The 23876-nt window shown below is 66.5% G+C and carries 20 protein-coding genes and 1 pseudogene; 9 read left to right on the top strand and 12 right to left on the bottom strand.

The annotated features are described in order from the left end of the window. The first annotated feature begins 91 nt into the window (after positions 1-91). The 5 genes from M1D93_RS05805 to M1D93_RS05785 all read left to right on the top strand — a co-directional run bounded on the left by M1D93_RS05805 (position 92) and on the right by M1D93_RS05785 (position 6544). Positions 92-1171 (top strand): PrpF domain-containing protein, encoded by a 1080-nt coding sequence (locus M1D93_RS05805; RefSeq protein WP_461174203.1) that lies wholly within the window; start codon positions 92-94, stop codon positions 1169-1171. Between the two features lie 68 nt (positions 1172-1239). Continuing rightward, the gene (locus M1D93_RS05800; protein ID WP_461174202.1) at positions 1240-2433 is read left to right on the top strand and encodes a type 2 periplasmic-binding domain-containing protein; all 1194 of its coding nucleotides are present in this window, start codon (positions 1240-1242) and stop codon (positions 2431-2433) included. 8 nt (positions 2434-2441) lie between these two features. Further along, positions 2442-4412, top strand: a complete 1971-nt coding sequence (locus M1D93_RS05795) for a tripartite tricarboxylate transporter permease (protein ID WP_461174201.1) — start codon at positions 2442-2444, stop codon at positions 4410-4412. 41 nt (positions 4413-4453) lie between these two features. Then, positions 4454-4837 carry a universal stress protein gene (locus M1D93_RS05790; RefSeq protein ID WP_461174200.1) on the top strand — a complete coding sequence of 128 codons (384 nt, stop codon included), beginning with the start codon at positions 4454-4456 and terminating at the stop codon, positions 4835-4837. 264 nt (positions 4838-5101) lie between these two features. Continuing rightward, positions 5102-6544: an SLC13 family permease gene (locus M1D93_RS05785; protein WP_461174199.1), complete on the top strand. Its 1443-nt coding sequence runs from the start codon at positions 5102-5104 to the stop codon at positions 6542-6544. Positions 6545-6708: 164 nt separating this feature from the next. Here M1D93_RS05785 and M1D93_RS05780 read toward each other — a convergent pair. The 10 genes and pseudogenes from M1D93_RS05780 to M1D93_RS05735 form a co-directional block, all read right to left on the bottom strand. After that, a pseudogene (locus tag M1D93_RS05780) lies at positions 6709-7655 on the bottom strand (IS110 family transposase). Between the two features lie 300 nt (positions 7656-7955). Next, positions 7956-8636 (bottom strand): SDR family NAD(P)-dependent oxidoreductase, encoded by a 681-nt coding sequence (locus tag M1D93_RS05775; protein ID WP_461174198.1) that lies wholly within the window; start codon positions 8634-8636, stop codon positions 7956-7958. Next, positions 8633-9874, bottom strand: coding sequence for a sialidase family protein (locus M1D93_RS05770; protein WP_461174197.1), 1242 nt, complete (start codon positions 9872-9874; stop codon positions 8633-8635). Before M1D93_RS05770 ends, M1D93_RS05775 begins: the two co-directional genes overlap by 4 nt. A 3-nt stretch (positions 9875-9877) precedes the next feature. Beyond that, positions 9878-10654: an HpcH/HpaI aldolase family protein gene (locus tag M1D93_RS05765; RefSeq protein ID WP_461174196.1), complete on the bottom strand. Its 777-nt coding sequence runs from the start codon at positions 10652-10654 to the stop codon at positions 9878-9880. A gap of 54 nt (positions 10655-10708) precedes the next feature. After that, on the bottom strand, positions 10709-11698 hold the full coding sequence (locus M1D93_RS05760; protein WP_461174195.1) for an aldo/keto reductase: 990 nt from the start codon (positions 11696-11698) through the stop codon (positions 10709-10711). A gap of 36 nt (positions 11699-11734) precedes the next feature. Further along, positions 11735-12565, bottom strand: coding sequence for an ATP-binding cassette domain-containing protein (locus M1D93_RS05755; protein WP_461174194.1), 831 nt, complete (start codon positions 12563-12565; stop codon positions 11735-11737). After that, a complete protein-coding gene (locus M1D93_RS05750; RefSeq protein ID WP_461174193.1) occupies positions 12562-13518 on the bottom strand; it encodes an ABC transporter ATP-binding protein in 957 nt (318 codons plus the stop codon). The genes M1D93_RS05755 and M1D93_RS05750 overlap by 4 nt, the downstream gene beginning before the upstream one ends. A 1-nt stretch (position 13519) precedes the next feature. Next, the gene (locus tag M1D93_RS05745; RefSeq protein ID WP_461174192.1) at positions 13520-14443 is read right to left on the bottom strand and encodes an ABC transporter permease; all 924 of its coding nucleotides are present in this window, start codon (positions 14441-14443) and stop codon (positions 13520-13522) included. Next, the gene (locus M1D93_RS05740) at positions 14440-15375 is read right to left on the bottom strand and encodes an ABC transporter permease (protein ID WP_461174191.1); all 936 of its coding nucleotides are present in this window, start codon (positions 15373-15375) and stop codon (positions 14440-14442) included. The genes M1D93_RS05745 and M1D93_RS05740 overlap by 4 nt, the downstream gene beginning before the upstream one ends. Before the next feature lie 3 nt (positions 15376-15378). Next, positions 15379-17019: an ABC transporter substrate-binding protein gene (locus M1D93_RS05735; RefSeq protein ID WP_461174939.1), complete on the bottom strand. Its 1641-nt coding sequence runs from the start codon at positions 17017-17019 to the stop codon at positions 15379-15381. A gap of 124 nt (positions 17020-17143) precedes the next feature. Here M1D93_RS05735 and pdxA point away from each other — a divergent pair, with 124 nt between their 5' ends. Together pdxA and M1D93_RS05725 are read left to right on the top strand one after the other, a co-directional pair. After that, a complete protein-coding gene (pdxA, locus tag M1D93_RS05730; protein WP_461174190.1) occupies positions 17144-19510 on the top strand; it encodes a 4-hydroxythreonine-4-phosphate dehydrogenase PdxA in 2367 nt (788 codons plus the stop codon). Positions 19511-19580: 70 nt separating this feature from the next. After that, positions 19581-20354, top strand: coding sequence for a DeoR/GlpR family DNA-binding transcription regulator (locus M1D93_RS05725; protein ID WP_461174189.1), 774 nt, complete (start codon positions 19581-19583; stop codon positions 20352-20354). Between the two features lie 67 nt (positions 20355-20421). On the opposite strand, the gene M1D93_RS05720 is transcribed toward M1D93_RS05725, so the two are convergent. Next, positions 20422-21834 (bottom strand): amidase, encoded by a 1413-nt coding sequence (locus tag M1D93_RS05720; protein ID WP_461174188.1) that lies wholly within the window; start codon positions 21832-21834, stop codon positions 20422-20424. 118 nt (positions 21835-21952) lie between these two features. On the opposite strand from M1D93_RS05720, the gene M1D93_RS05715 reads away from it, so the two are divergent. Beyond that, positions 21953-22546 carry an HNH endonuclease gene (locus M1D93_RS05715; protein ID WP_461174187.1) on the top strand — a complete coding sequence of 198 codons (594 nt, stop codon included), beginning with the start codon at positions 21953-21955 and terminating at the stop codon, positions 22544-22546. A gap of 51 nt (positions 22547-22597) precedes the next feature. Here M1D93_RS05715 and M1D93_RS05710 read toward each other — a convergent pair whose 3' ends face one another. Continuing rightward, on the bottom strand, positions 22598-22975 hold the full coding sequence (locus M1D93_RS05710; protein WP_461174186.1) for a VOC family protein: 378 nt from the start codon (positions 22973-22975) through the stop codon (positions 22598-22600). Positions 22976-23088: 113 nt separating this feature from the next. Here M1D93_RS05710 and M1D93_RS05705 point away from each other — a divergent pair, with 113 nt between their 5' ends. After that, on the top strand, positions 23089-23871 hold the full coding sequence (locus M1D93_RS05705; protein WP_461174185.1) for a GntR family transcriptional regulator: 783 nt from the start codon (positions 23089-23091) through the stop codon (positions 23869-23871). Positions 23872-23876 lie beyond the last annotated feature (5 nt).

The raw sequence follows: 23876 nt of genomic DNA, 5'->3' as shown, positions 1-23876 counted from the left end.
CGTTTGTAATTCATCTGCGAGCGGCATCACACTGGGTTATCCGAGGTGGCAAGTAACCCCCGATGAGCCTCCGGGAAAGGTGTGGAAGCAAATGTTAAAGATCCCTGCCGCGTGGATGCGCGGAGGCACCAGCAAGTGCTGGGTCTTCGAATGGGACAACCTGCAGGTTCCAGGAAAGACCGTGGATGAGGTTCTCCTGCGTCTGTTCGGAAGCCCGGACAACCGCCAGATCGATGGCGTCGGCGGCGGTACCTCCACCACGAGCAAAGCCGTCATCCTTTCCCCCTCGAACTCGGACGAAGCGGATGTGGATTACACGTTCGCCCAGGTGGGCATCGAGGAACAGCGCGTGGACTGGGGCAGCAACTGCGGCAACTGTTCCGCCGTCGTCGCACCCTATGCCATCCAGCGCGGCTGGGTGACCGCCGGCCAGGACAGTACCGCCGTCCGGGCACTGAATACCAACACCAACCAGCTCATCCTGCAGAAGGTCTCCACCCCCGGCGGTGTACTTGCCGACTCCGGAGACCAGATGATTCCTGGCGTTCCCTTCCCCGGCCTTGCGGTGGGAATGGGCTTTTTTGACCCTGCCGGCAGGACGACGGGCCGGCTCTTCCCTACCGGGGACCCGGTGGACAAGGTGACCTTTGACGGACGCCTGGTAACCGCAACCCTTATCGACGCCGGCGCACCGGTGATCGTGCTGGAGGCTGAAGCCGTTGGCCTGACCGGGCACGAGACGGCAGCGGAAATCGACGGCCGGGCAGATCTGCTGGTGCATCTTGACGATGTCCGGAGGGACGCCGCCGTGCGCATGGGCCTGGCGGAAAGCCGCGCGGACGCCGAGCGCGCAATCCCCAAACTGGCCCTGGTTGCCAAAGCGGATGAGGACGACGACGCCGACGTGGTGGTCAGGATGCTCTCGATGGGCCGGCTGCACCCGGCCCTCGCCATCACGGGGAGTGTTGCCCTGACCATGGCGGCCCAGTACCAGGGCACTGTCGTGGCGGACCTGATCAGCGGCGACGTCGCCTCCGGGGTCACCATGCGGACGCCTGCAGGCCTGGTCCAGACCTGGTCTGAGACCAGGGAAGGAACCCCCGTTGTCGGCGCCCTCCGCAGTGCCCGCCGGCTTGCCGATGCAGAACTCCTGCTGCCGGACACCTGGTAGCGCCAAACCACAGCACGCCGCTCCGGTGACACCCGTACACCGGAACGGCACAACCGAAGGACACCTCAATGACGAGTCAAAAGTCTTCCCTGGAGCCTCCCCTGGGCTTCGAAGAAGCAGCGGCTACCGAATTGCCTGATCCGCCGCAACACAGCCGCCGGACCGTGCTGGGAGCAGTCGCTTCCTTCGCCGTACTGGGCCTGGCCACCACCGTCCTGGGCGAAGGCCTCCTCAACCCGCCGTCCAGCACCGAGGACGGGAACTTCAGCGGTGAAACCCTTGAATTCCTGATTCCCCTGGCCTCAGGCGGCGGCACCGACACCTGGGCGCGCTTCATCGGTACCGAGCTGACCAACTACATCCCGGGCCGTCCCGGCTTCGCCCCCGTCAACGAACCCGGCGGCGAGGGAATCTCCGGCACCAACAAGTTCGCCCGCTCGGCGAAGACCGACGGCACGGAAATCCTGGTGGGAACTGCTTCCACCGTGGTGCCCTGGGTCCTGGGCCGCTCCGCGGTGAAGTACTCGTTTGAGGACCTCAAACCGGTGGTGGTCAACGGCACCGGCGGCGTTATCTACGCCCGCACCGAAGCAGGCGTCAACGGTGTCGGCGACCTCGTCAACAGGGACAAGCCCCTCGAATTCGGCGGCATCAGCGCCACAGGCCTGGACATCACCACCCTGGTCGCCTTCGACCTGTTGGAGGCTGACGTGACGTCCACCTTCGGCTTCGAAGGGCGCGGCCCGGTCAACCTGGCACTCCAGCGCGGCGAAATCGACCTGGACTACCAGACCACCTCCGCTTACAGCTCCGCAGTCGCAGGCATAGCCAAAGAAGGCAAAGCAACTGTCCTGATGTCCTTCGGGCAGCTGGACGCATCAGGGGACGTGGTCCGGGACCCCAACTTCCCGGACGTCCCCACGGTCGCCGAAGCCTACGAGCAACTGCACGGCAGTAAGCCGTCGGGTGAGAAGTTCGAGGCCTACAAGACGCTGCTCGGGCTGACCTATACCTACCAAAAAGGGCTCTGGGTCCCGCAGGAGACGCCCGAGAAAGCCGTGACGCTGCTGCGTGAATCAAGCGAGAAGCTCGGTACCGACAAGGAATTCCAAACCAAGGCCGCCAAAGTCCTCGGCGGCTACCCCCTCGTAGCGGACGCCGGTATGGCTGACCGCGTGCGGGACGCCTACACCGTCAGCAACTCCGTCAGGTCCTACGTCAAGGAACTGCTGGAGACCAAATACAACATCCACGTTGAATAAGGACCATCATGCTTGACTCCGCTATGGCAGCGCTGGCATCACTCGCTGACCCGTCCCTGCTCCTCATGCTCCTGATCGGCACCGTCGCAGGCCTGATCATGGGCCTCATTCCCGGCCTGGGCGGCACCGGCGCCGTCGCCATCCTGCTGCCCATTACCTTCGGCATGGAACCACCCCAGGCCCTGGCGCTCCTCATCGGTGCCCTCGCCGTCGTCCATACCTCAGATACGGTCTCGGCTGTCCTGCTGGGCGCCCCCGGTTCAGCCTCGGCCAGCGTGACGATGCTGGACGGCTATTCCATGGCCAAGAAGGGCCAGGCCGCCAGGGCACTGACGCTGGCCTTCCTGTCCTCCATGGCCGGCGGCATCATCGGTGCCGTCGGCCTGACGCTCGCCATCCCGCTGGCCCGTCCCCTGGTGCTGTCCTTCGCAAGCCCGGAACTGTTTATGCTGACAGTGCTCGGCGTCGCCCTCGCTGCCGTCCTCTCCCGCGGCAACATCATCAAGGGCGTCTCGGCGGGCCTGCTTGGCCTGGTACTCGGCATGGTGGGCACTTCGCCAACGACGGCCGAGGAGAGGTTCACTTTCGGCAGCCTGTTCCTGGGCGATGGCCTCTCACTGGTGGCCGTGGCCCTGGGCATCTTCGGCTTGGCCGAAATCGCCTCCCGCGCCAGCCAGCGGCGCGGCCAGACGGAAAACATCACCCTCGGCGGCGGCTGGGGCAAGGGCATCCGTGAATGGCTGTCGCATTGGACCCAGGTGATCCGCGGCGCCCTCATCGGCATCTGGGCAGGGGTCCTGCCAGGCGTCGGCGCCACCGCGGGAACCTGGCTGGCCTACGGACAGGCAGTGGCCACGGCAAAGGACAAGCGGCAGTTTGGCAAGGGCGACCCCCGCGGCATCGTGGGCCCGGAAAGCGCCAACAACTCCGTGGAAGCCGGCGACCTCATCCCCACCCTGCTGTTCGGCATCCCCGGCGGCGTCCCCTCGGCGATGCTTCTGGGCATGCTGCTCACCTACGGCATCCAGCCGGGCCCCTCCATCATCACCGAGCACCTGGACCTGATGTACCTGATTGTGTGGTCGTTTGCGATCGCTTCGATCCTTGGCGCCCTGTTCTGCTTCCTCAGCGTCAAGCAGCTCGCCAAGCTCACCAAGGTTCCCTTCGCCGTCCTGGCTGCGGGCCTCGTGGCCGTGATGCTCCTCGGATCCTTCCAGGAGGGCGGCCAGCTTGGGGACCTCTGGGTCATGATCATCCTCGGCGTCTTCGGCTGGCTGCTGAAGTCCACCGGGTTCCCCCGGGCACCGTTCCTGATCGGATTCGTTCTGGCCATCCCGCTGGAGCGCTACTACTTCCTGACGGACAGCCTGTACAACGGGCTGGACTGGATGGCACGGCCCGGTGTGCTGGTCTTCCTTGCGATCCTGGTCCTGCCCATCGTCTGGGCCTTCATCAAGTTCGTCCGCGCCCGCAGGAACACCAACTTCGACGACGGCCACCGCAACGAGCGCCCGGAAGATGACGAGAGCCCGCTGAAGAACTCCACCTGGTCCCTCGCCGCAGCCGGAATCTTCGCCGTCGCCTTTGCCGCTGCACTGATTTCCTCCGCGTCATTCTCACCGGAGGCACGCCTGGTGCCGCAGCTGGTGAGCATCGGCGGCCTGGTCTTCTCGGGGATCCTGCTCTTCACGGAGCTCAGGACACGGCTCCGCGCCAGGACAGCCTCGGCCGGCTGGACACTGGATGCCGGCTTCGCCATGAAGACCTTCCTCTGGATGACAGGGTTCCTCGCTCTCACGGCTGCCTTCGGCTACCTGATTGCCGTGACGGTCTTTATCCCGGCGTTCCTGCTCATCGTCGCCAGGGCGCGCCTCAAGGTGGCACTGATTTACACAGTGGCGCTGTACGTCGTACTTCTCGCGCTCCCGTCGCTCCTTCCCATCGACCTGCCGCAGGGCTGGCTGAACACCCTTGTCTAGGCGTTCCGCGCCCTCAAACACCACAGGAAAGAAGCAAAACCATGACGGTTCTCGTTGCCTACCTCCCCTCGCCCGAGGGCCGCGAAGCCCTCACCCAGGGCATCAATGAAGCAGTCCTTCGGACCTCGGACCTCCTGATCGTCCACGTCGGCCGCGGCCATCACGGCCTGGAGCCGGCAGAAATGCGGGACATTGAAAACCAGCTGCAGGCGGCGGGGCGGGAGCTGTCCATCGAGTCCTCCATCCTTTCGGACCCCGGCGATGCGGTGATCCAGATCGCGCAGGACCGGAACGTTGCCATGATCGTCGTCGGCCTGCGGCACCGCTCCATGGTGGGAAAACTCATCCTGGGAAGCACTGTGCAGCGCATCCTGCTTGACGCCACCTGCCCGGTCCTGGCAGTCCGCCCGGACCGGCTCAACTAGCCACCCAGCGGGACCGGATCTGACCTGGTCCCCGCTGTGGCTGCCGGTCTCGGCCGGCAGGCGTGCCCAACCCCGCATTCCATCGCAACAGGAACCCCGAAGGACGGGCGCGGGACGGGACCACGCACAAGAAGGAGGCAGGGGAACCCCCGCGGTCCCCCTGCCTCCTTCCCAAACATCCGTGCCCCCTTCCTGCGCAGCGACGGCGCCACGGTATACCGGCGCCCGAAACCGGCGCCACCACCTGAACTCCCGAGGAAACCCATGACTGAGACAGCACAACGCACCACGGCTTCCGAAGCCGGGACCACGAAGCAATCCCCCCGGCGCAGTCCGCGCCGCCGTATCCTACTCATTGCGGTGGCCGCTTTTGTGATCTTGAGCCTGGCCGCCGTCGTGCTGGGAGGGAGCCTCTTCACCCCGGCGGCCGCCACGACCTCGGAGCCGACCTTGACCGCCACCCAGATCATCCCGCTCGTGATCCTCGTACTGATGTTCATCATCGCCACCAAATGGCCGCTGAACATCGGCGTGATGGGCCTGGTGGCATCCTTCGGTGTCGGATACTTCATGCTCGGAATGACCGACCGGGAGATCCTCGCGGACTTCCCCGCCAGCATTGTGCTGACCATCATCGGTGTCACCTACTTCTTCAGCATGGCCCAGAAGAACGGCACCATCGACATCATCGTCCAGTCCTGTGTGCGCCTGGTCAGAGGCAAGACCATGGTGCTGCCCTGGGTGTTCTTCCTGCTGGCCGCCGCACTGACGTCGTTGGGCACTTTCTCGCCCGCCGCCGTCGCGCTTCTCGCGCCGGCGGCCATCGGATTCGCCTACGAATCCCGCATCCACCCCGTGGTGATGGGCGCATTCATCATCAACGGAGCCCACGCCGGTGGCTTCTCGCCGCTGTCCGTGGCCGGCGTCCTGGTGCACAACATCGCCGAGGAGAACGGGTTCCCCATTTCCCAGGGCGGGCTGTTCGTCGCCAGCTTCGCCGTCAACTTCATCCTGTCCGTCCTCACCATCGTTGTCTTCGCCCTGCTGGGGCGGCTGCGCGAGGGCGGAACCGGTCAGCTCATTGACCTGGATATTTCGAAGACCACCCGCCCCCACGGGCAGCAGATCCTCACCCTGGTGCTGATCCTGACCATGCTCGTGTGCACCCTGGGCTTCCACATGCCCATCGGCTTCGTCGCCCTCTCCGCCGGGCTCCTGCTGGCGCTGATCAATATCAAGGAGCACCAGACCTTCATCGGCGGCATCTCCTGGTCCACAGTTTTGCTGGTGGCCGGCATGATCACCTACGTGTCGCTGCTCCAGCATGTGGGCGTCATCGACACGCTCGCCGAGCAGGCCCTTGCCCTCGGCGCTCCGCTGCTCATCGCCCTCGTTCTCTGCTACGTGATCGGCATCGGCTCTGCCTTCGCTTCCTCCACGGCGCTGCTCACCGCCTTTATCCCGCTCGCCGGACCCCTTCTTGCCACCAGCAGCCTCAGCGCCTCCGGAACCGTAGCCGCCCTGGCCATCGCCGCGACCGTCGTCGACGTTTCCCCCTTCTCCACCGACGGCGCGCTGGTAGTGGCCAACGCACCGGAAGCAGACAGGCAGCGCGTGTATCGGCAGCTTATGTTCTACGCCGGGGCCATTGTCCTGGCCGCCCCGGTTCTTGCATGGGCGCTGCTGGTGCCCACGGGCATCATGTAACCCTCATCTTGCATCCCCGCAGGGTTGGGGCGTCCGACGGCGGGCGGGCTGGCTTTGGTGCCAGCCGTTCGCCGTCGGACTTGTGTTCGTAGTTTCCGCCTGTCGGAGGTGATGGGGCGTTCCGGGAAAAGCCGCGTCAAGTGAGAGTGTCCCTATGTTTTTCGTCAAGCTGCTGCGGGTGATTTTGCCTGGTAGAGGGTGCCGTCGCGGAGCATGGCGTAGAGGGTGTCGCAGCGGCGTCGGGCGAGGGCTATGAGAGCTTGGTTGTGGCGTTTTCCTTCGGCTCGTTTGCGGTCGTAGTAGGCGCGGGAGATCGGGTCTTTCAGGGCTGCGAACGCGGATAGGTAGAGGGTGCGTTTAAGGACTTTGTTGCCTCTTCGGGAGGCGCGGTCACCGCGGATGGAGGTCCCTGAACGCCATGTCCCTGATTGTTTGCCCAGTGCTTCGATGATGTCCTCGGCGAGGCGTTCACCCATCCGGGGCGCGAGTTTGGTCAGCCGGTTCGCGTCCGGCGCCGGCCGGCGTGGCGGAGCGCTTCGGGCGTGGGCCAGGTCCGCAGCAGATCCAGGACCGCGGCATGATCCAGCCGAGGGCCCAGGACACGCTCCAACGCAGGGTGGATCTGGGTTAGCAGCCCGCGGATCCGGTTCGAGGTGGCGGTGGCCTGCTTGGCCAGATCGTCATCGAAACCGCACAGCATGCTCAACTCTGCGAGCTGGGCATCAACGAGCTGGACCGAGCGCAAGGTATGGGGCATGGTGCGGGCGGCGTCGGCGATGATGAACGCATCCCGCGCGTCCGTCTTCGCTTCCCCGGGGTGCAGGTCAGCGATCCTGCGCATCGCCAAACCCGGAAGATAGCCGATCAGGGTCCCAGCGGCCTGGGCCACGGCAACCGGGAGTGCACCGATCGTCGCTGGCTGATCGACCACGACCAGGATCCTGCCACGGTGTTCAAGCTCGGCAAGGATCTCCCGGATCCGGGCCTCGTCATTGGGCAGGGCCCGGTCCAGCAGCCTCTTCCCGGCCCGGTCCAGGGCAACAGCATGATGCTCACCCTTGCCAACATCCACACCAATGAACACGTCAACGTCGTCGTGGTTTCCGATCACCTGGCACCTCCAGTCGTAGCCCCTAACTCACGTACTGGCCCACCAAGGTGTCAGGGCCCGGCACCCACGTTACGCACGACGTTCCCAGACTGTCCTGCCCCTATCAGCGGTCTCCCCGGCACCTACCAGCCCCAGGTGACAACACTCTCAGGATCATCGATCAACAGAGCGTCGAAATCATGCCCGGGACCGGCAGGCCAGCACACCCACATCCTGCAACAGGAAACGGGCTACGAAAAAGGTAACGAGCGTCCTGAGAAAAGCCGCGTCAAGTGAGAGAGCGTCCCGTGGGGCGTTGGGCTAGAGGGAGGCGCCTCCGCAGATCACGTAGTTCTGGCCCGTAATCGACTTGCCGTGGGGTCCCACCAAAAATGCGGCCAGCGCGGCCACGTCCTCCGGATCCACCAGGGCACCGAGAGCCGGCATCCGCACCGGGGTTGCTGCCCGGCCTGGATCATTCAGCATCGGGGTGTCGGTCGGACCCGGCGACAGCACGTTGACCGTAATCCCCCGCGGCGCGAGCTCCTGCGCCCAGGTCCGGCCCAGCCCCATTAGCGCAGCCTTGGTGGCCGCGTACTGGCTCTTGCCCGGCGACCCCGTGGAGGTGCGGCTGCCCAGCAGGACGATCCGGCCGCCGTCGGGCATGGACGGCACCAAAGCATTGGCCAGCATGGAGACCGCTGCCACGTGCACAGCGAACATTCCGGCGAAGGCCGCGGGATCCAGCTCCCCCAGCGGCGCGGTCCGCTGGAAGCCGGCGGCGTGCACCAGGGCGTCGGCCGGCGCAATGGCCTCAACAACGCCATCCAACAATTCCGGTTGTGAAAGATCAGCCTGCAGCCACTCGAACTTTCCGTCCAGGGACGACTCGCTCCGGCTCAGCCCGGTCACCCGCCACCCGTCGGCGAGCAGGCGTTCAGCGATCGCCTTGCCGATACCCGAGCTCGTGCCGGTGACAACGGCGTGTTTTGCTCCGGTCATTCGTCCCCGCCAGGAGTGGTGGTGCCGTCGTAAGCCCACTGCGGGTCCACCCGTACGAACTTGATGGCCTGCCGGAAGTACGTGTACGCGATGTTCAAGGAACCGTCGGGGCCCTGGTGGATGGACGGGTAGGAGTACTCGCGGTTGAGCCCGTCGCGGGAGTTGTTGGACAGGCAGTACCCGTCCCCCACGTCCAGGTTCCGGCGGATGGGCCATGACCGGCCCGAGTCCTCGGAGATGGCCAGTGTCATCGGCGAGCGCGGTGTCCCCCAGAACGCCTTGCGCGAACCGTCATCAGCAACGGCAGCAGCATCCGGTTCGGCGACCTGCCCCTGCTCCTCGGCCAGGCCGTCGTCGTCAATTTCGTCATAGAGGGACAGCCGGCGTTCGGTGTTCTCCTCCGCCCGGCTGTGGTTGTACACAAGGGCCAGGCGTCCGTCGGCGAGCGCGGTGAATTGGATGGAGGAGTTGTTGTTGGGAAGCTCGGTGGGGACCGGCTCGCTCCAGGTGGAGCCGTCGTCGGTGGAGCGGGACTCGTAGATTGAGTCCGCCCAGCGGCTGCGGAACAGCGCCAGCAGCGAACCGTCGGCCACGGGCTGGATGTTCATGTGGACGCAGCCCAGGCTGCCCGGCAGGACCTTCTCGGTCCAGGTGGCGCCGGCGTCGTCGGAGATCATCACGGCGCTGTCGTCGCTGTTGCCCACCCACTTCTCCCCCGGCACGGTGATGCAGCGGAAAATGGGCACCATCAGCCGGCCGGACGGCAGCACCATCGGCAGCTGGCGCACAAACACGCCACCGGTTTCGTTGGCCGAGAACAGCGTTTCCACCTCGCCCCAGGTGCGGCCGCTGTCCGTGGAAACACGACGGCGGACCTCGGCGGTGTCCTGGTTGCCCGCCTTCTGCGCGGTGTACAGCAGCCAGAGCGTCTGGTCCGGGGCCGTGAACAGGATGGGGTTCTGCTCGGAGCGCGTGGAGTCGTTGGAGAGCTGCTGCGGCTCGGACCACTGGCTGCTGCCCGGTTCCAGCGCGGAGAACCAGATGGAGATGTCCGGCACGCCTTCCTGGGTGCCGCCGAACCAGACGCAGCCGAGCCGGCCGTCGGGCAGGGTGAGCAGGTTGGCGGCGTGGCTTTGGACGGTGGGGGCCGGCAGGTAGGCGTAGTCGGCGCCGTCGGCCCGCTTTACCTGGCCGTCCGGTGTGATGGTGCTGTAGGCGTCTGTCGTGGTGTTCTGCATGATTCAGTCCTTGGTGGTGGCAGCGTCGAGGTGGGACTTCGCAATCTGTTCCAGGTGCGTCAGATCGGAAGCGATGGTGGCGAACGTGTAGCCCTGGTCCAGCCGCTGGTTGGCCACAGTGCCGGCAGGAGTGTGGATGCCTGCAGCGATCCCGGCGGAGGCGGCGGCCTCGGCAATGGCCTCCAGTGCGGCGTTGAATTCGGCGTCGACGGCGGGATCCCCGGGGAACGCCCCGCCCACGGCGATCGACAGGTCAGACGGTCCGACGTAGATGCCGTCCAGGCCCGGAGTGGCGCAGATTTCCTTGACGTTGGCCAGCCCCTCCGGCGTCTCGATCATGGCGAACACCAAGGTGGTGGCGTTGGCGTCGGCCGGCTTGGGGCCGATCCGCAGGGCGGAGCGCATGGGCCCGTAGGAGCGGCCGCCCAGGGGCGGGTACTTGGCGGCGGCCACGGCGGCGGCAGCGTCTGCGGCGTTGTTGATGAGCGGGACGATGACTCCCACGGCGCCGGCGTCGAGTGCCTTGCCGATAGCGGTAAAGTCGTTGGCCTCCACCCGGACCATGCCGACGGCGGTGTGCCCGGCGTCGATGGCCATCAGCCCGTTGAGCACGCCCGAGTAGCCGAGCAGTCCGTGCTGCGCGTCGAGTGCGACGTAGTCGTACCCGAGCCGGCCGATGCGTTCAGTGGCCACGGGCGCGTCCAGCACTGCCCAGTAGCCCACCGCCTGCTCACGGGCGCGGATCTTGCGGGCGAATTCGGTGGCCAGTTCGGAGGTCATCAGAGTCCTTCAGTCAGTCGGTTCAGCAAAGGGTTCAGTCAGTAAGGAAAGAGGTCAGCGGTTGTAGGCGGGCATCGGTCCCCGCAGCGAAGTGCCCACGGCGTCGCAGGCTTCCACGACGTCGGCCGGCAGCGGTCCGTTGGCCACGGCGGCGATGTTGGCGCGCAGTTGCTCCACCTTGGACCCGCCCAGGAGCATGGACCCCACGCCGTCACGGTAGGCGAGCCAGCGCAGCGACAGCTCCGCCAAGGAAACCCCAAAATCAGAGGCAATGCGGGACAGCTCACCGATCGCGTCGAACAGTTGCTTGTCCCAGTACCGCTGCGTGTACATGGCAGCGAGCTTCGAGTCGCCGTAGCGGCCCTCGGTGGGTTTGGCCTCGAAGCTGTGCTTGCCGGTGAGCAGGCCGCCGCCCAGCGGGTTGTAGACCATGGTGTGCACGTTGTGGGTGGCGGCGAATTCGAGATATTCCTCCTCCAGCCGGCGCGCCACCAGGTTGTACAGCTGCTGCGCGACGACGGGCTGCGGCGCCCCCACTTCCCGCGCCGTGTGGATGACGTCGGCGATCTGCCAGGCGGCGAAGTTGGACACGCCCAGCGCGCCGATCTTCCCCTCCGAAACCAGCTCGGCCACCGTGGACAAGGTGTCAGAAAGCGGTGTGGCCCGGTCCGGCTGGTGCAGGTAGAACAGGTCGATGCTGTCCGTGCCCAGCCTGCGCAGGCTCCCCTCGACGCTGGCGCGCAACCCCGCAGGCGAAAGCGGCGAATTGGAGCCGGCGTCGGCATGCGGCATGCCGGCCTTGGAAGCCAGAATGACGCCGTCGCGCTTTCCCTTCAGAAGCCGCGCAAGCATCTCCTCGGTCACACCGCCCACGTAGGCGTTGGCGGTGTCGATGGTGGTGATGCCGGCGTCGAGCGCTTCCTCCACCATCCGCCCCGCGGTGGCCTCGTCGACGGTGTCGCCGAACGTCATGGTCCCCAAAACCAGCCGGGAGATGGGAAGTTTCAGGCCGTCCACCTGGGCGCCTTCGGGCTGCGTGCTCATGGTTTGATTCCTCGTGGTTGCGTAATTCAATAGGGACTAAGCCTGGTTGGCGAGCGCCAGGGAGCGGACCAGGTGCCGCGGCTTCAGGCCCGTCATGGTGGAGGGGTCCAGCGCCGCCCGGCGGAGTTTGCGGGTGTAGTCCTCCTTGGGGGCGGTCAGGACGGAGGCGGTGGAGCCGTGTTCCACCAGCTTGCCCTTCTGCATCACCATGACGCTATCGCTGATCTCCTGCACCACGCCAAGGTTGTGCGAGATGAACACGTAGGTGATGCCGGTTTCGTCCTGGATGGACTTCAGCAGCCGCAGCACCTGCGCCTGCACGGACACGTCCAGGGCGCTGGTTGCCTCATCGCAGACCAGCAGTTCGGGCTTGGAGGCGAGCGCCCGGGCGATCCCGATGCGCTGGCGCTGCCCGCCGGAGAACTCCCCCGGGTGCTTGTCCAAGGACCGGACGGGCAGGCCCACCTGGTCGATCAGCTTGGCGGCCGCCTTGTGCCGCTCGGCCTTGGACCGGACGCCCTGCAGCTTCAGCGGCTCGCCCACGATCTCCTGCGCGGTCATGTGCGGGTCCAGCGAGCCGTACGGGTCCTGGAACACCATCTGGAACTTGGAGCGCATGGGCCGCAGCTTGGACTCGCTCATCCCGGCGATGTCCGTCCCGTCCAGCTCGATCCGGCCGCTGGTGGGGGTCACCAGCCGCATCAGCGCCTTGGCAACCGTGGACTTGCCGCAGCCGGATTCACCCACAACGGCGATCGTCTTGCCTTTGTCCACCGAGAACGAGACGTCGTCCACGGCCCGGAAGGTGCCGCCCGGCACGTGGTAATCCACCACCAGGTTCTCGACGGCGAGGAACGGCTTCGTCATGGCTTTGCTCCGGTCTGGGTGAGGGCTGGGTCAGTAGTTGTGGCAGTGCTTCCAGTGGTGGCGGACGTACCCGCGGCGGCGTGCGCGCCACGGGGACGGCCGGGGGAAGCGGCAGGAGTTTCGTCCCACGGCCCCAGCACGGGTACGGCGGCCAGCAGGGTGCGGGTGTACTCGGTGGCGGGGTGGTCCACGATCTGCTGGACCTCGCCGGACTCCACAAAGGAGCCGTCCTTCATCACGTGAATGCGGTCCGAGATCAGCCGCGCCACGCCCAGATCGTGCGTAATCATCAGGATGCCGATGCCGCGCTGTTCCTGCAGTTCCAGCAGCAGGTCCAGGATGCCGCCCTGCACGGTGACGTCCAGGGCCGACGTGGGCTCGTCCGCCACCAGCAGCTGCGGCTCGGAGGCCAGCGCGATGGCGATCAGCACACGCTGCAGCATGCCGCCGGAGAGCTGGTGCGGGTACTTCTTCAGCTGCTTCTCCGGGGTTGGGATGTGCACCTGCTCCAGCAGCCGGATGGCCCGGGCCTGCAGCGCGCCCTTGTCCTTGGCGGAGGCGGCACCGGCAATCCGGATGGCCTCGAACAGCTGGCTGCCGATGGAGTGCACCGGGCTCAGCGCCGTCATGGGATCCTGCGGGATCAGGGCGAGGGTCTTGCCGCGCACCTTGTCGATGGCCTTGGGATCAGCGCTGATGTCGACGCCGTCAATCATCACGGTGCCGGACAGTACCGCCAGGTCCTCGGGCAGCAGGCGGAGGATGCCCATCGCCGTCGTCGACTTGCCGGAACCGGACTCACCGATGATGGTCACCGTCTCGCCGCGGTGGATGCTGAAGCTCACGGAGTCAACGGCCCGGATGATGCCGGCGTCCGTGATCAGTTCCACCTGGAAGTCGCGGACCTCCAGCAGCGGCTGCTCCTTGAACGGGGTTTCAGTGGAAGCGGTCATGTCAGGCACCCTTCTTCTTGCGGCGGGGACGGTCGCGGAGGCCGTCGCCCAGCAGGTTGACGCCCACCACCATGAGCACGATCACCAGGCCGGGCAGGGTGACCATCCACCAGGAGGTGGTGATGTAGTCCTGGCCGTCGGAGATGATGCGGCCCCAGGTGGCGAAGGGGCGCTGCGGGCCGGCACCCAGGAAGGACAAAGCGGATTCGAGCAGCACGGCCTGGGCCAGCAGGAGCAGCACCACCAGGGTTGCCTGCTTGATCACGTTGGGGATGATGTGCTGGATCAGGATCTGGATCTTGTGCAGGCCCAGGATCCGGGCGGCGGAGACATACGGCTTTTCGCGTTCCACCAGCACCATGGAGCGGGTGAGGCGGGCAACTTCGGGCCATTGGGCGATGGCGATCACAAACGTGATCACGGGTATGGAGGGGCCGAACAGGGCCACCACCAGCAGCAGCATCATGAGCAGCGGCAGGGACATCTGCGCCTCGAGGACGCGGGAGACGATGGTGTCCACCCAGCCGCCGAAGTAGCCGGCGGCCGCACCGAGGATGATGCCGATGGCACCGGAGACCAGCACTGCCAGCAGGCCGATGGTCAGTGACACCTGTCCGCCGTGGAGCACGCGGGAGAGGAGGTCGCGGCCCAGCTGGTCGGTGCCGAACAGGTGCCCGTCGGTGAGCGGCGGCAGGCGCCGGGCACCGAGGTCCTGGAAGTTGGCGTCCGGCAGCGGGAGCACCTGGGCCAGGATGATCGGGACGATCACCAGCAGGGTGCAGATGGTGCCCACAATGAGCTTCCATTTGGCGGCATTACGACGGCGGGTTGCGCCTGCCTTGGCGATGTCCGCCTTGGTGACGGCGCTGGGGCTGGGCTGCCGGGCCGGTTGCGCTGCAGTAGGGGTTGCGGTGTCGAGGCTCATGCTGTTGCCGCCTTTCCAAGACGAACGCGGGGATCAAGAAGCGGGTAGGCGAGGTCGATGAGCAGCTGGACAGCAACGGCCAGCAGTGCGGTGAGGAGGACCGTTGCCTGGATGAGGGGGTAGTCGCGGGTTTCGAGGGCCCGCACAATCAGGGAGCCAACGCCGGGCCAGGCGAACACCACTTCCACCACCACCACGCCGTTGAGCATCGCGGCGAACCGGGTGCCCAGGGCGGTGAAGACGGGGATGGCGGAGTTGCCCATGGCGTAGCGCCAGGTGAGCACGGAGCCGCGGACACCGCGGGAGCGGGCCACCGTGAGGAACGGGGCTGCCAGGTTGGTGGTCATTTCCCGCCGGACCATCCGGGAGATCAGGGCGATCTGCAGGATGGCGATGGTGATGGTGGGGAGGACCAGTCCGCCCCAGGTAGCGAACCCGGAGGCCGGGAAGATCGGGATCAGCACGGCGAAGCCGGTGAGGAGCATGATGCCGGTCCAGAAGTCGGGCATTGACTGCCCGGCGATGGTGAGCACGTTCACGCCGAGTTCCTTGCCGGTGTCCGGGCGGCGGGACATCCACACGCCCAGCGGGATGGCGACGACGGCCGTGAGCAGGATGGACGCCGTGGCGAGGGTCAGTGTGTACGGCATCCGCTCGGCTACCACCTGCATGGCCGGGGCCTGGAAGGAGTAGGACTGGCCCAGGTTGCCGGTGAACAGCTGCTGCAGGAAGATCCAGTACTGCTCCAGCACGGGCCGGTCCAGGCCGAACTGCTCCCGCACCTTCGCGAGCTGCTCCGAGGTGGCCAGGGGTCCGGCGTAGGAAACGGCGGGATCACCGGGGGCCATGCGGATGAGGATGAACACGGTGGACACCGTGAGGAACACGGTCAGCAGACCCTGTCCCAGGCGCTTGAGGATGTAGTTCGTCATGGCTTAGGCCTCCAGCCGGACATCAACGAGGGGGTAGGAGTTGGTGGGTGCCAGATTGATGTTGGACACCCGCTCCCGGTGGGCGAGGACGGATTTGGGGACGAACGCCCAGGCGCAGGGCCAGGTGTCCCATACAGCCTGCTGTGCGTCGTTCAGCAGTTCCGTCCGGCGGGCCGGGTCCGCTTCGGCGGAGGCGGCCTGGATCTTGGCGGTGACCTCGGGGATCACGTAGCCCTGGTAGGTATCGCGGGTGGCTTCCTTCTCCGGGGTGCCGGAGTACATGCCCTGCAGCATGGTGATGGCCAGGCCGGTGGGGCTGGGGTAGCCGTTGCCGAGGAGGTCCCAGTCGCCCTGCTTGCCCTGGCGCCAGGCAAGGATGTTGCCGCCGGGTTCGAACTGCTGCAGCTCGGCCTTCACGCCGATGTTGCCGAACATCTCCACCAGGGCTTCCATCACGGAGGTGTCGGACGCGAACTCGCCGGTTTCCCAGATGATCTTCAGGGTGAGGTCCTTCACGCCGAGCTCGGCGAGGGTGGCCTTGGCCTTCTCGGGATCGTAAACGTACTCGCCGGTCTTGTAGTAGCCGGTGAGGCTGGAGGGTGTGACGCCTTCGGCCTGGGTGACGGAGTCCACCAGGACGTCGCGGACCAGCGATTGCCCGTCGATGGCCATGCTGAGTGCCTGGCGGACGCGGGGATCGGCCAGCGGGTGGCCGGCGGGCTTGCGGAAGTTGAAGAAGATCTGGTTCAGGCGGAGGCTGGACGCTTCCTGGAGTTGGACGCCGGGAAGTCCGGCGAGCTGTTCACGGGAGTCGGGCGTGATGGAGTCGATGACGTCCACCTCGCCGCTGCGCAGGGCGATGACGCGGCTGGATTCTTCAGGGAGGAACCGGACTTCCACGTTGTCCACCTCGGGTTTGGGGCCCCAGTAGTTCTCGTTGCGGGCCAGGCTGTAGGTGCCGGCGCCGCGGTTGAATTTGGTGACCACGTACGGGCCTGTGCCCACGCCTTCCTGCAGTTCCTCCGGCTTGTTCTGCGCCGCGGGGGTTATCAGGACCATGCTCATGAGCGAGTCCAGGATGGGGATGGGCTTCTGGGAAACCATCTTGAAGGTGCGGTCATCCACCGGAACCACTTCGGGGAATTCGGGGAAGAAGCCGGCAACGAAGGAGCCCTGCACCTGCTGGTACATCTTCAGGGCGGTGGCGATGTCCTCCACCTGCACGGGGCTGTTGTCCGAGTAGCGGATGCCTTCGCGGAGCGTGACGGTCCATTCGGTGGGGCCGGTCATCTCGAAGCGTTCGGCCAGGACCAGGACGGGCTTGGTTTCGGGGCCGATGGCGGTGAGGCCCTGCCGGACCGCCCGCTGGACGGTGACGGCGGCGTCAAACTGGTTGAGCTTGTTGTCCAGGCTGACCAGCGACCGGTTGAGGGCCAGGGTCAGCGTGCTGGGTCCCGGCAAGCCGGTGGGGCCAGCGCAACCGGAAAGGCTGCCGGTGCCCAGCAGAAACCCTGCAGCCGCGCCGAACTGCAGCAGGCGGCGGCGGGAAATCTCACTTCCTTGAGGAAGAACGGTCATCGTTGACCTCTCGGTAGATCGGGGGACGGCTGCCGGCCGGATGGCTGCGCCGAATGTTGTGTCCATCACTTTGCCACTCCTGCGTAAATTGCGCAACCCCTATAGCGCGATTCGCGCAATCGTGTCAGAATGTTTGAAAGCATCCCGCTATGTGGCGGGGTTCGACCCGACTACGGACGAGAGGAGCAACGTGGCTTCCGTATTTGTGCAGGCCGACGATTTCTCCGGCGCCGCCGAGGTTGGCTACTGCTTTGTGCAGCATGGGCTCTCCGCGCAGGTGCTGCTGGGGAACCACGACGGCGATGCCTCCTTCATCCGGCCCGTCACCGATGTGCTGGTCGCGGATACGCACTCGCGCGGGCTTCCTGATGCCGCGGCTAAGGCGCTGACGAATAAAGCCTTCTCCGGTCCCGGAGCATCAGGCGCGCAGGTGGCGTTCAAAAAGATCGACTCACTGTGGCGCGGGAACGTGCGTGCCGAAGTTGCTGCGCTGACAGGCCTTGGTTTTCATACCGTTGTTGCGGGTGCACTTCCCCAGTTGCAGCGTTCGGTACGGAACGGTCAGCCATTTGTTGCCGGGACTCCCCTGGTGGAGACGGATCTGTGGCAGGCGGAACTGCAAGCCCCGCCGACGGACCTCCCGTCGCTGCTCCGCCCGGAGGATCCGTCCTCTGTGCGGACACTGGGCCTGGCCGAGGTCCGGTCGGGCTCGCTCGCCGCAAAACTGTCCGGGCTCCTTGACTCCGGCCAGCCCACACTGGTGGTGGCGGACGGCGAAACCGTGCAGGACCTGGAGCACGTGGTGGACGCCCTTCTGGAACTCGGCTTTACGGCGGGCAACCGCCGCATCGTGGTCGTGGGCACCGGTGGAACAGCGGACGTCCTCGCGCAGCGCCTGGCTGCACAAGTTGCGCGAAATGCGCAAGTTGAGGCACAAGCTGAAGCAGCCACCGCGAAACCGCAGGGAACCGCCATCCCGGTGCTCGCCGTCGTCGGCTCCGCGTCCAAAACTGCGCAGGCGCAGCTGGCCGAGCTGGAGGCCCGCGGCTTCGAAGTCATCAGGCTGCACCCGCAGTACGCCGGCGCCACTGGCGCTTACGGACCCCAGCTGCAGGAAGCAAGGGTGGCTTTGGCCGCGGGCACCGACGTGGCCGTTACCCTGGCGGCAGGAAAAGTGGACCCGGCACGCGCCGCCAGCATCGTGCAGGCCCTGTCCTCCTTCGCGGCCAAGGCAGCGAAAGGGCTGAAGGCAGACCTGATCCTCACCGGCGGTGAGACGGCCCGGGAAGTCCTGGACGCCGTCGGCCACCAGAGCCTGGCGCCCCTCGCGGCCGTGCAGCACGGGGCGGTGCTCAGCCGCACCGGTGACGGGACGCTGGTGGGCACCAAGCCCGGCAGCTTCGGCGATGACCTCGCCCTCTTACAGCTTTACGACGAAATCCGGGAGCGCCGCGGCCGGTCCGCGCCGGCTCCCGCCAACACCCTTCCCAGCAAGACTTCCGAACGATCTGGAGCAGAAATGACAACCGCCGCAGTGAGCAAGACCGAGCAGAACGAACTCCCCTACGTGGCCGTCACAATGGGCGACGGCGCCGGCGTAGGCCCCGAAGTGGTGGTGGCCGCCGTGCTGGATCCGCAGAGCAACGCCGAGTGCCGGCCGGTGGTGATCGGCGACGCGCTGCGCCTGCGCCAGGCCGCTGACGTCTTAGGTCTAGAGACGGACATCCAGAGCATCGAGAATGTGGAGGACGCGGTGTTCACGCCGGGCCGGGTGAACGTGATCGACCTGGCGCTGCTGCCGGAGGACCTGCCGTGGGGCCAGCTCTCTCCCGTGGCCGGGCACGCCGCGTACGAGTACATCCGGGTGGCCAGCGAACTGGCGATGGCCGGGAAGGTGCAGGCCATCTGCACGGCGCCGCTGAACAAGGAGGCGCTGCACTCCGCCGGGCACATCTTCCCCGGGCACACCGAGCTGCTGGCCCACCTGACCGGCACGGAGGAAGTGTCCATGATGCTCTCCACCCCCAAGATCCGGGTGATCCACGTGACCACACACATCGGGCTGATGGATGCCATCCGCAAGATCAACCCGGACCTGGTGGAGCGCACCATCCGCCGCGGCCACGAGGCACTGGTCCGCGCGGGCATACCGAACCCGAAGATCGGCGTCTGCGCCATCAACCCGCACGCCGGCGAGAACGGTTTGTTCGGCCAGGGCGAGGAAGCCGAGAAGATCGAGCCGGGCGTGAAGGCGGCGCAGGCTGCCGGCATCAACGCCGTGGGACCGCTGCCCGCGGACACCCTGTTCTTCCTGGCCGGCCGCGGCGACTACGACCTGGTGGTAGCCATGTACCACGACCAGGGCCACGGGCCGGTGAAGGTCCTCGGCATCGAGGCCGGCGTGAACATCACTGTCGGTCTGCCCGTGATCCGCACGTCCGTAGACCACGGCACCGCCTTCGACATCGCCGGCAAGGCAATCGCCGATTCGCGGTCCATGGTGGAGGCGCTGCACCAGGCAGCGGAGATGGCCACCCGGCCTGCCGTGGCCGTGTAGGCGTTGCTGCGGGGACTGGGCGGGGGCCGGAACTAGCATGGTTACCACTGCCACGGGAAGGAGACCGGGAATGCTCAGCGCAAACGCGCGGCGCGAGGAGATCTACCACCTTGCCGTGACCACCGGACTCGCCTCCGTGGAGGAACTGTCCGCCCGGTTCGAGGTAACGGCCTCCACCATCCGCCGCGACCTGGCGCTGCTGAACGGGCAGGGCCGGCTGGCCCGCACCTACGGCGGGGCGATGGCGCTGGGGGCACACCCGGAGGCGTCGCTGCGGCAGCGCACCGGCGAGGCGTTTGAGCAGAAGCACGCCATCGCCCGCTGGGCGGCGTCGGTGATCCGGCCCGGGGAGAATATCCTGCTCGACGCCGGTTCCACCGTTGGTGCCCTGGCCCACGAACTGCGCGGGTTCGAGAAGCTGTCCGTCACCACGCCGGGCATCAACACCATGCAGGAGCTCGCCGACTCCGAGGGCATCGAGGTGGACTGCCTGGGCGGCCGGCTGCGCAGTGTTTCGCAGAGTTTTGTCGGCCCGCTGGCCGAGGCGGCGCTGGAGCGCATGAGCTTCGACCGCGTGTTCCTGGGCGCCGATGCCGTCACCGCCGAGGACGGCATCTGCGAGGCCAGCCACGAGCAGACCCGCCTCAAGGAGCTCATGGCCCGGCGCGGCCGGGAAGTCTACGTCCTCGCGGACTCGTCGAAGCTCGGACTTCGGCCCTTCCACGCATGGGCGCGGCTGGCGCTGCCCTGGACCCTCGTGACGGACGACGGCGCCGACCCCGAGCAGGTGCAGAAGTTCCGGGACGCGGGGGTTGCTGTTGAGGTGACTGTAGTTAAGGGATAAGTACCGCCGGCTGAGCAGGTGCCGGGAGACCCTCTGGATCTCAAGCACCAAGGGCTGTAACAATTACCTACTTACGCGAGACCGGCGAGTCTAACCGTGTCAACCCCTCGAGCCATTCGGCAAAGTCCAGCGCCAGCGCATCTGCCCCCGGCCGTGCAACAACCTGGACAGACAGCGGCAGGCCCTCGGACGAGAACGCGACGGGCAGCGAAACAACAGGTGCGCCAACCATGGTTACAGCCCTGCATTGGCCCATGATGTCCCAGCCAAAAATGGACCGCCCGTCAATGTCCAGCTTTCCGGACACATCGCAAGCAGGACCGCCGGCCACCGGCAGGAGGACGATGTCAGCGGTATCGAACACCGCCAAGTCCCGTCTTTTTGCCTGCTCGGATTCCGCAACAGCCGCTTCCAGTTCCCATGTGTCGGTTTGCATGGAGCGCTGGATTACGTCCAGGTTGGCACCGAGAATCAGGTGCTCCTGGCCGGCGACGGCCGCGGCATGATCAATCATCGGATCAATAGGGCGGAGCCGGTTATAGGCTGCCAGTGATCCCGCAAATAGATCCGGTACGTCCGTCAGGGTCCGGACCTCCGGCGCAATCTGCTCCGCCAATGACGCGATCATTTCCGACACTTCACGCCGTACCGGCCCCAACGCGGAACCATCACTCCATGCCACCGCAACGTTGCCGGGGACGGGCACGGCCGGTGAAGTCCGAACCCCGGGGTGTTGGTCCGTAAGCACTGCGAGCGCCGTCCGCAGGTCCCGCACCGTTCGTGCGAGCGGGCCAATGACTTGAGTGGCGGCCTGAAGGCGGGCGCCGGGCGGGGACGGGTTGGTGCCCCCGTACCAGCCGCCTGCTCCCGGAACGATTCCCAGGTCAGGAACTGAACGCGGGGTGGGCCGCAGTGCGGTGATACCCACGCATTGCGCCGGCCACCGCAGCGATCCGCCGTAGTCCGTGCCCAGGCCGAGTGCCGAAATGCCGGCAGCGACGGCGGCAGCCTCTCCCCCGCTCGAGCCACCCGCCGTCGCACGGGGAAACCGGGGGTTGAGTGTCCGGCCACCGACGGTACTCTCGGTGATGGCACCGAACGCAAACTCGGGGCAGTTGGTTTTCCCAATCACCACGGCCCCCGCGTCCTGCAGGCGCCGGACAGCAGTGGCAGTGAATGAGGCGATGTTTCCGGCGTATGCGGCACTGCCGCCGGTCAGCTGCAGACCTGCCACGGCGATGACATCTTTGACGCTGAGGGGAACACCGGCCAGCGGCCCCGGATCCTCCCCGCGGTCCCGGCGGCGGTCCACCTCCCTCGCGGCAAGGGCAGCCCCGTCCCAGTCCTCCTGTATGAAAGCACAAAGATCGGGGGCTGCATCGGCCCGGGACCGCGCCTCTGCCAGGACGCTCTCGGCGGAGGCTTCACCGGTGCGCACCGCGGAGGCGAGCGCCGTGGCGTCGTGGAGTGCAGTCTTCATGAACCGAAAGTATCAGGACGGTGTCCGCCCGAAATCACTCAACCGCTTGACTGTACGATCTTGCTAGCCCTGTAGGGGCGGCAGATTTACGAGCTGAAGAATTATGGGGGAAGTCTTAATGCCGGAACTGAAACGCATCTATTGGACCCGCACAGGTTTGCGGCTGGCATACATGGCCGTCATGCTGTGGCTGGTGTCTGCAGCCTTATTGTCGCTCACGTCGAACATGCAGCCAGGTGCTGCAGGACGCACATTCTCCAGCTCCGGCGTGGGTGTGGTCCGCGAGGTGTTCAGCGACATGTTCAACGGCGTCCTGGCCGCCGTAATGCCACCGGGCCTGTTCGCCGTCGCACTGGTCATCGTCGCCGCCGTCGTGAACGCCCGGGACACCCAGCGCCGGGATCCGGTCCGCCGCTTCACCCGTCAGCAACGCCGCGAGGGCATGGGCCGCGCCGGCGGACAGTGTGAGATGGAGGCAGGATTCCGGCGGCGCTGTTCCCGGCCCGCTGAGCACGGCGACCACTTCTATCCCTGGTCCAAGGGCGGGTCCACCAGCCTGCAGAACTTTGTGGCCGCCTGCGCCAGGTGCAACCGCGCCAAGGGCGCCCGGATCCCCTCACCGGGCCAGCAGGAAAGGCTGGAACGACGACGGCGGGACTACCTTGCGCCGTTGGCTTCCGTCAGCGTCGGCGAACGGCAGCCGCTCCCCTGACTTCAGTCTGGCCAGTAACCTGGCGGCGTGCGTCCGGTGGGCGGCGCCCGGTCAGGCGTCAAGCCGCCTGCGCAGGAGGCAGAATTCGTTGCCCTCGGGGTCGGTCAGGACGTGCCATTGCTCGTCGCCCGTCTGCCCGACGTCGGCCGGGCGGGCCCCAAGGCCAAGCAGCCGTTCCAGCTCGGCGTGCTGGTCCCGGTCCACCGGGTTGATGTCGATGTGCAGGGGGAGGCGCCCGGGCCGCGGGTTGCTGCTCGGGCTCAGGATGATGGTCGGCTGCAGACCGCCGAACCCGGCGTCCGGCGGGCCGATCTCGATGGCTCCGTCCTCCCTGTCGAGCTCGACATATCCGAGAACCTCGCTCCAGAACCCTGCCAGGAGTTCCGGATCGGCGCAGTTGAGGACCAGTTCGCTAATTCGGGAGACCATGGACCCCAGTGTACGGAGGCCCTGCCCGAACAGTCAGCTAAACGGAAGCTTGTCCAACAAACCCGTCACACCGGTAGGCTGGAACTCTCAAGACCCACAAAGCGAGGCAAAACGTGCACCATGACGCCCCCCGGTTCCTGTCCCAGCCGGTGGCCGCCCAGCCCGGCTCACCCCTCCGCGTCGCCGTGTACTCCCGGATCGCCGAAGCCATCCGCAACGGCCTCCTCACGCCCGGCTCCATGATCCCCACCGAAACCGAACTCGGCGCCGACATGAAAGTCAGCCGCACCGTGGTCCGCGAAGCCCTCATGCTTCTGGAGGAAGACGGGCTCATCAGGGCGCGGCGCGGCGTCGGGCGCTTCGTCTCGGACACCCTCCCCCGCATCGGCATCGAACGCATCCGCCCCTTCGAGGAAGTCCTCGGCAGCCCCGGCCAGCAGCTCGAAGTCAAGCGCATCCAGGTGGTGCGCCAGCCCGCGTCCGAGTTCGTCGCCCCCGGCGTCGGCGTCGAACCGGGCACCGACTGCTGGCTCTGGGAATCAGTCCTGACCCGCGACGGCGAAGCCATCGCCCACCTGCAGGAAAACATCTCCGCCCAGCCCGTCAGCCTCGGCAAAAGCGCCGCCGCGCCCCTGGATATAAAGGACGACGGCGGCGCCACCTTGCTTGCCGCACTCAACACCCAGCTGGGCCGGCTGCCCGGGCCGGGCGAGTGCCAGATCAGCCTCAGCCAGGTGGGCCCCAGCCGTGCGAAGCTGCTGGACCTGCGCCCGTCCGATCCCGTGCTGGTCCTCACCCAATACGTTCGCTACGGCAACCAGCCCTTCTACCTCGCCAAATGCCTGATCGCCGCCAAGGCCGGGCACCTGTCTGTGATGCAGTCGCTGCAGTCCTAACCGCA

The sequence above is a fragment of the Arthrobacter sp. Z1-9 genome, assembly GCF_054792695.1.
Note: the sequence above shows the minus strand (reverse complement) of the source record. Positions and strands in the feature narration are given on the sequence as shown.

Bases quoted from the DNA above. Each gene is read 5' to 3' on its own strand.
- M1D93_RS05775 (WP_461174198.1), bottom strand. From the start codon at position 8,636: ATGACCGGAGCAAAACACGCCGTTGTCACCGGCACGAGCTCGGGTATC.
- M1D93_RS05760 (WP_461174195.1), bottom strand. From the start codon at position 11,698: ATGAGCACGCAGCCCGAAGGCGCCCAGGTGGACGGCCTGAAACTTCCC.
- M1D93_RS05720 (WP_461174188.1), bottom strand. From the start codon at position 21,834: ATGAAGACTGCACTCCACGACGCCACGGCGCTCGCCTCCGCGGTGCGC.
- M1D93_RS05770 (WP_461174197.1), bottom strand. From the start codon at position 9,874: ATGCAGAACACCACGACAGACGCCTACAGCACCATCACACCGGACGGC.
- M1D93_RS05765 (WP_461174196.1), bottom strand. From the start codon at position 10,654: ATGACCTCCGAACTGGCCACCGAATTCGCCCGCAAGATCCGCGCCCGT.
- M1D93_RS05740 (WP_461174191.1), bottom strand. From the start codon at position 15,375: ATGACGAACTACATCCTCAAGCGCCTGGGACAGGGTCTGCTGACCGTG.
- M1D93_RS05795 (WP_461174201.1), top strand. From the start codon at position 2,442: ATGCTTGACTCCGCTATGGCAGCGCTGGCATCACTCGCTGACCCGTCC.
- M1D93_RS05745 (WP_461174192.1), bottom strand. From the start codon at position 14,443: ATGAGCCTCGACACCGCAACCCCTACTGCAGCGCAACCGGCCCGGCAG.
- M1D93_RS05755 (WP_461174194.1), bottom strand. From the start codon at position 12,565: ATGACGAAGCCGTTCCTCGCCGTCGAGAACCTGGTGGTGGATTACCAC.
- M1D93_RS05750 (WP_461174193.1), bottom strand. From the start codon at position 13,518: ATGACCGCTTCCACTGAAACCCCGTTCAAGGAGCAGCCGCTGCTGGAG.
- M1D93_RS05710 (WP_461174186.1), bottom strand. From the start codon at position 22,975: ATGGTCTCCCGAATTAGCGAACTGGTCCTCAACTGCGCCGATCCGGAA.
- M1D93_RS05790 (WP_461174200.1), top strand. From the start codon at position 4,454: ATGACGGTTCTCGTTGCCTACCTCCCCTCGCCCGAGGGCCGCGAAGCC.
- M1D93_RS05715 (WP_461174187.1), top strand. From the start codon at position 21,953: ATGCCGGAACTGAAACGCATCTATTGGACCCGCACAGGTTTGCGGCTG.
- M1D93_RS05735 (WP_461174939.1), bottom strand. From the start codon at position 17,019: ATGGACACAACATTCGGCGCAGCCATCCGGCCGGCAGCCGTCCCCCGA.
- M1D93_RS05785 (WP_461174199.1), top strand. From the start codon at position 5,102: ATGACTGAGACAGCACAACGCACCACGGCTTCCGAAGCCGGGACCACG.
- M1D93_RS05800 (WP_461174202.1), top strand. From the start codon at position 1,240: ATGACGAGTCAAAAGTCTTCCCTGGAGCCTCCCCTGGGCTTCGAAGAA.
- M1D93_RS05725 (WP_461174189.1), top strand. From the start codon at position 19,581: ATGCTCAGCGCAAACGCGCGGCGCGAGGAGATCTACCACCTTGCCGTG.
- M1D93_RS05805 (WP_461174203.1), top strand. From the start codon at position 92: ATGTTAAAGATCCCTGCCGCGTGGATGCGCGGAGGCACCAGCAAGTGC.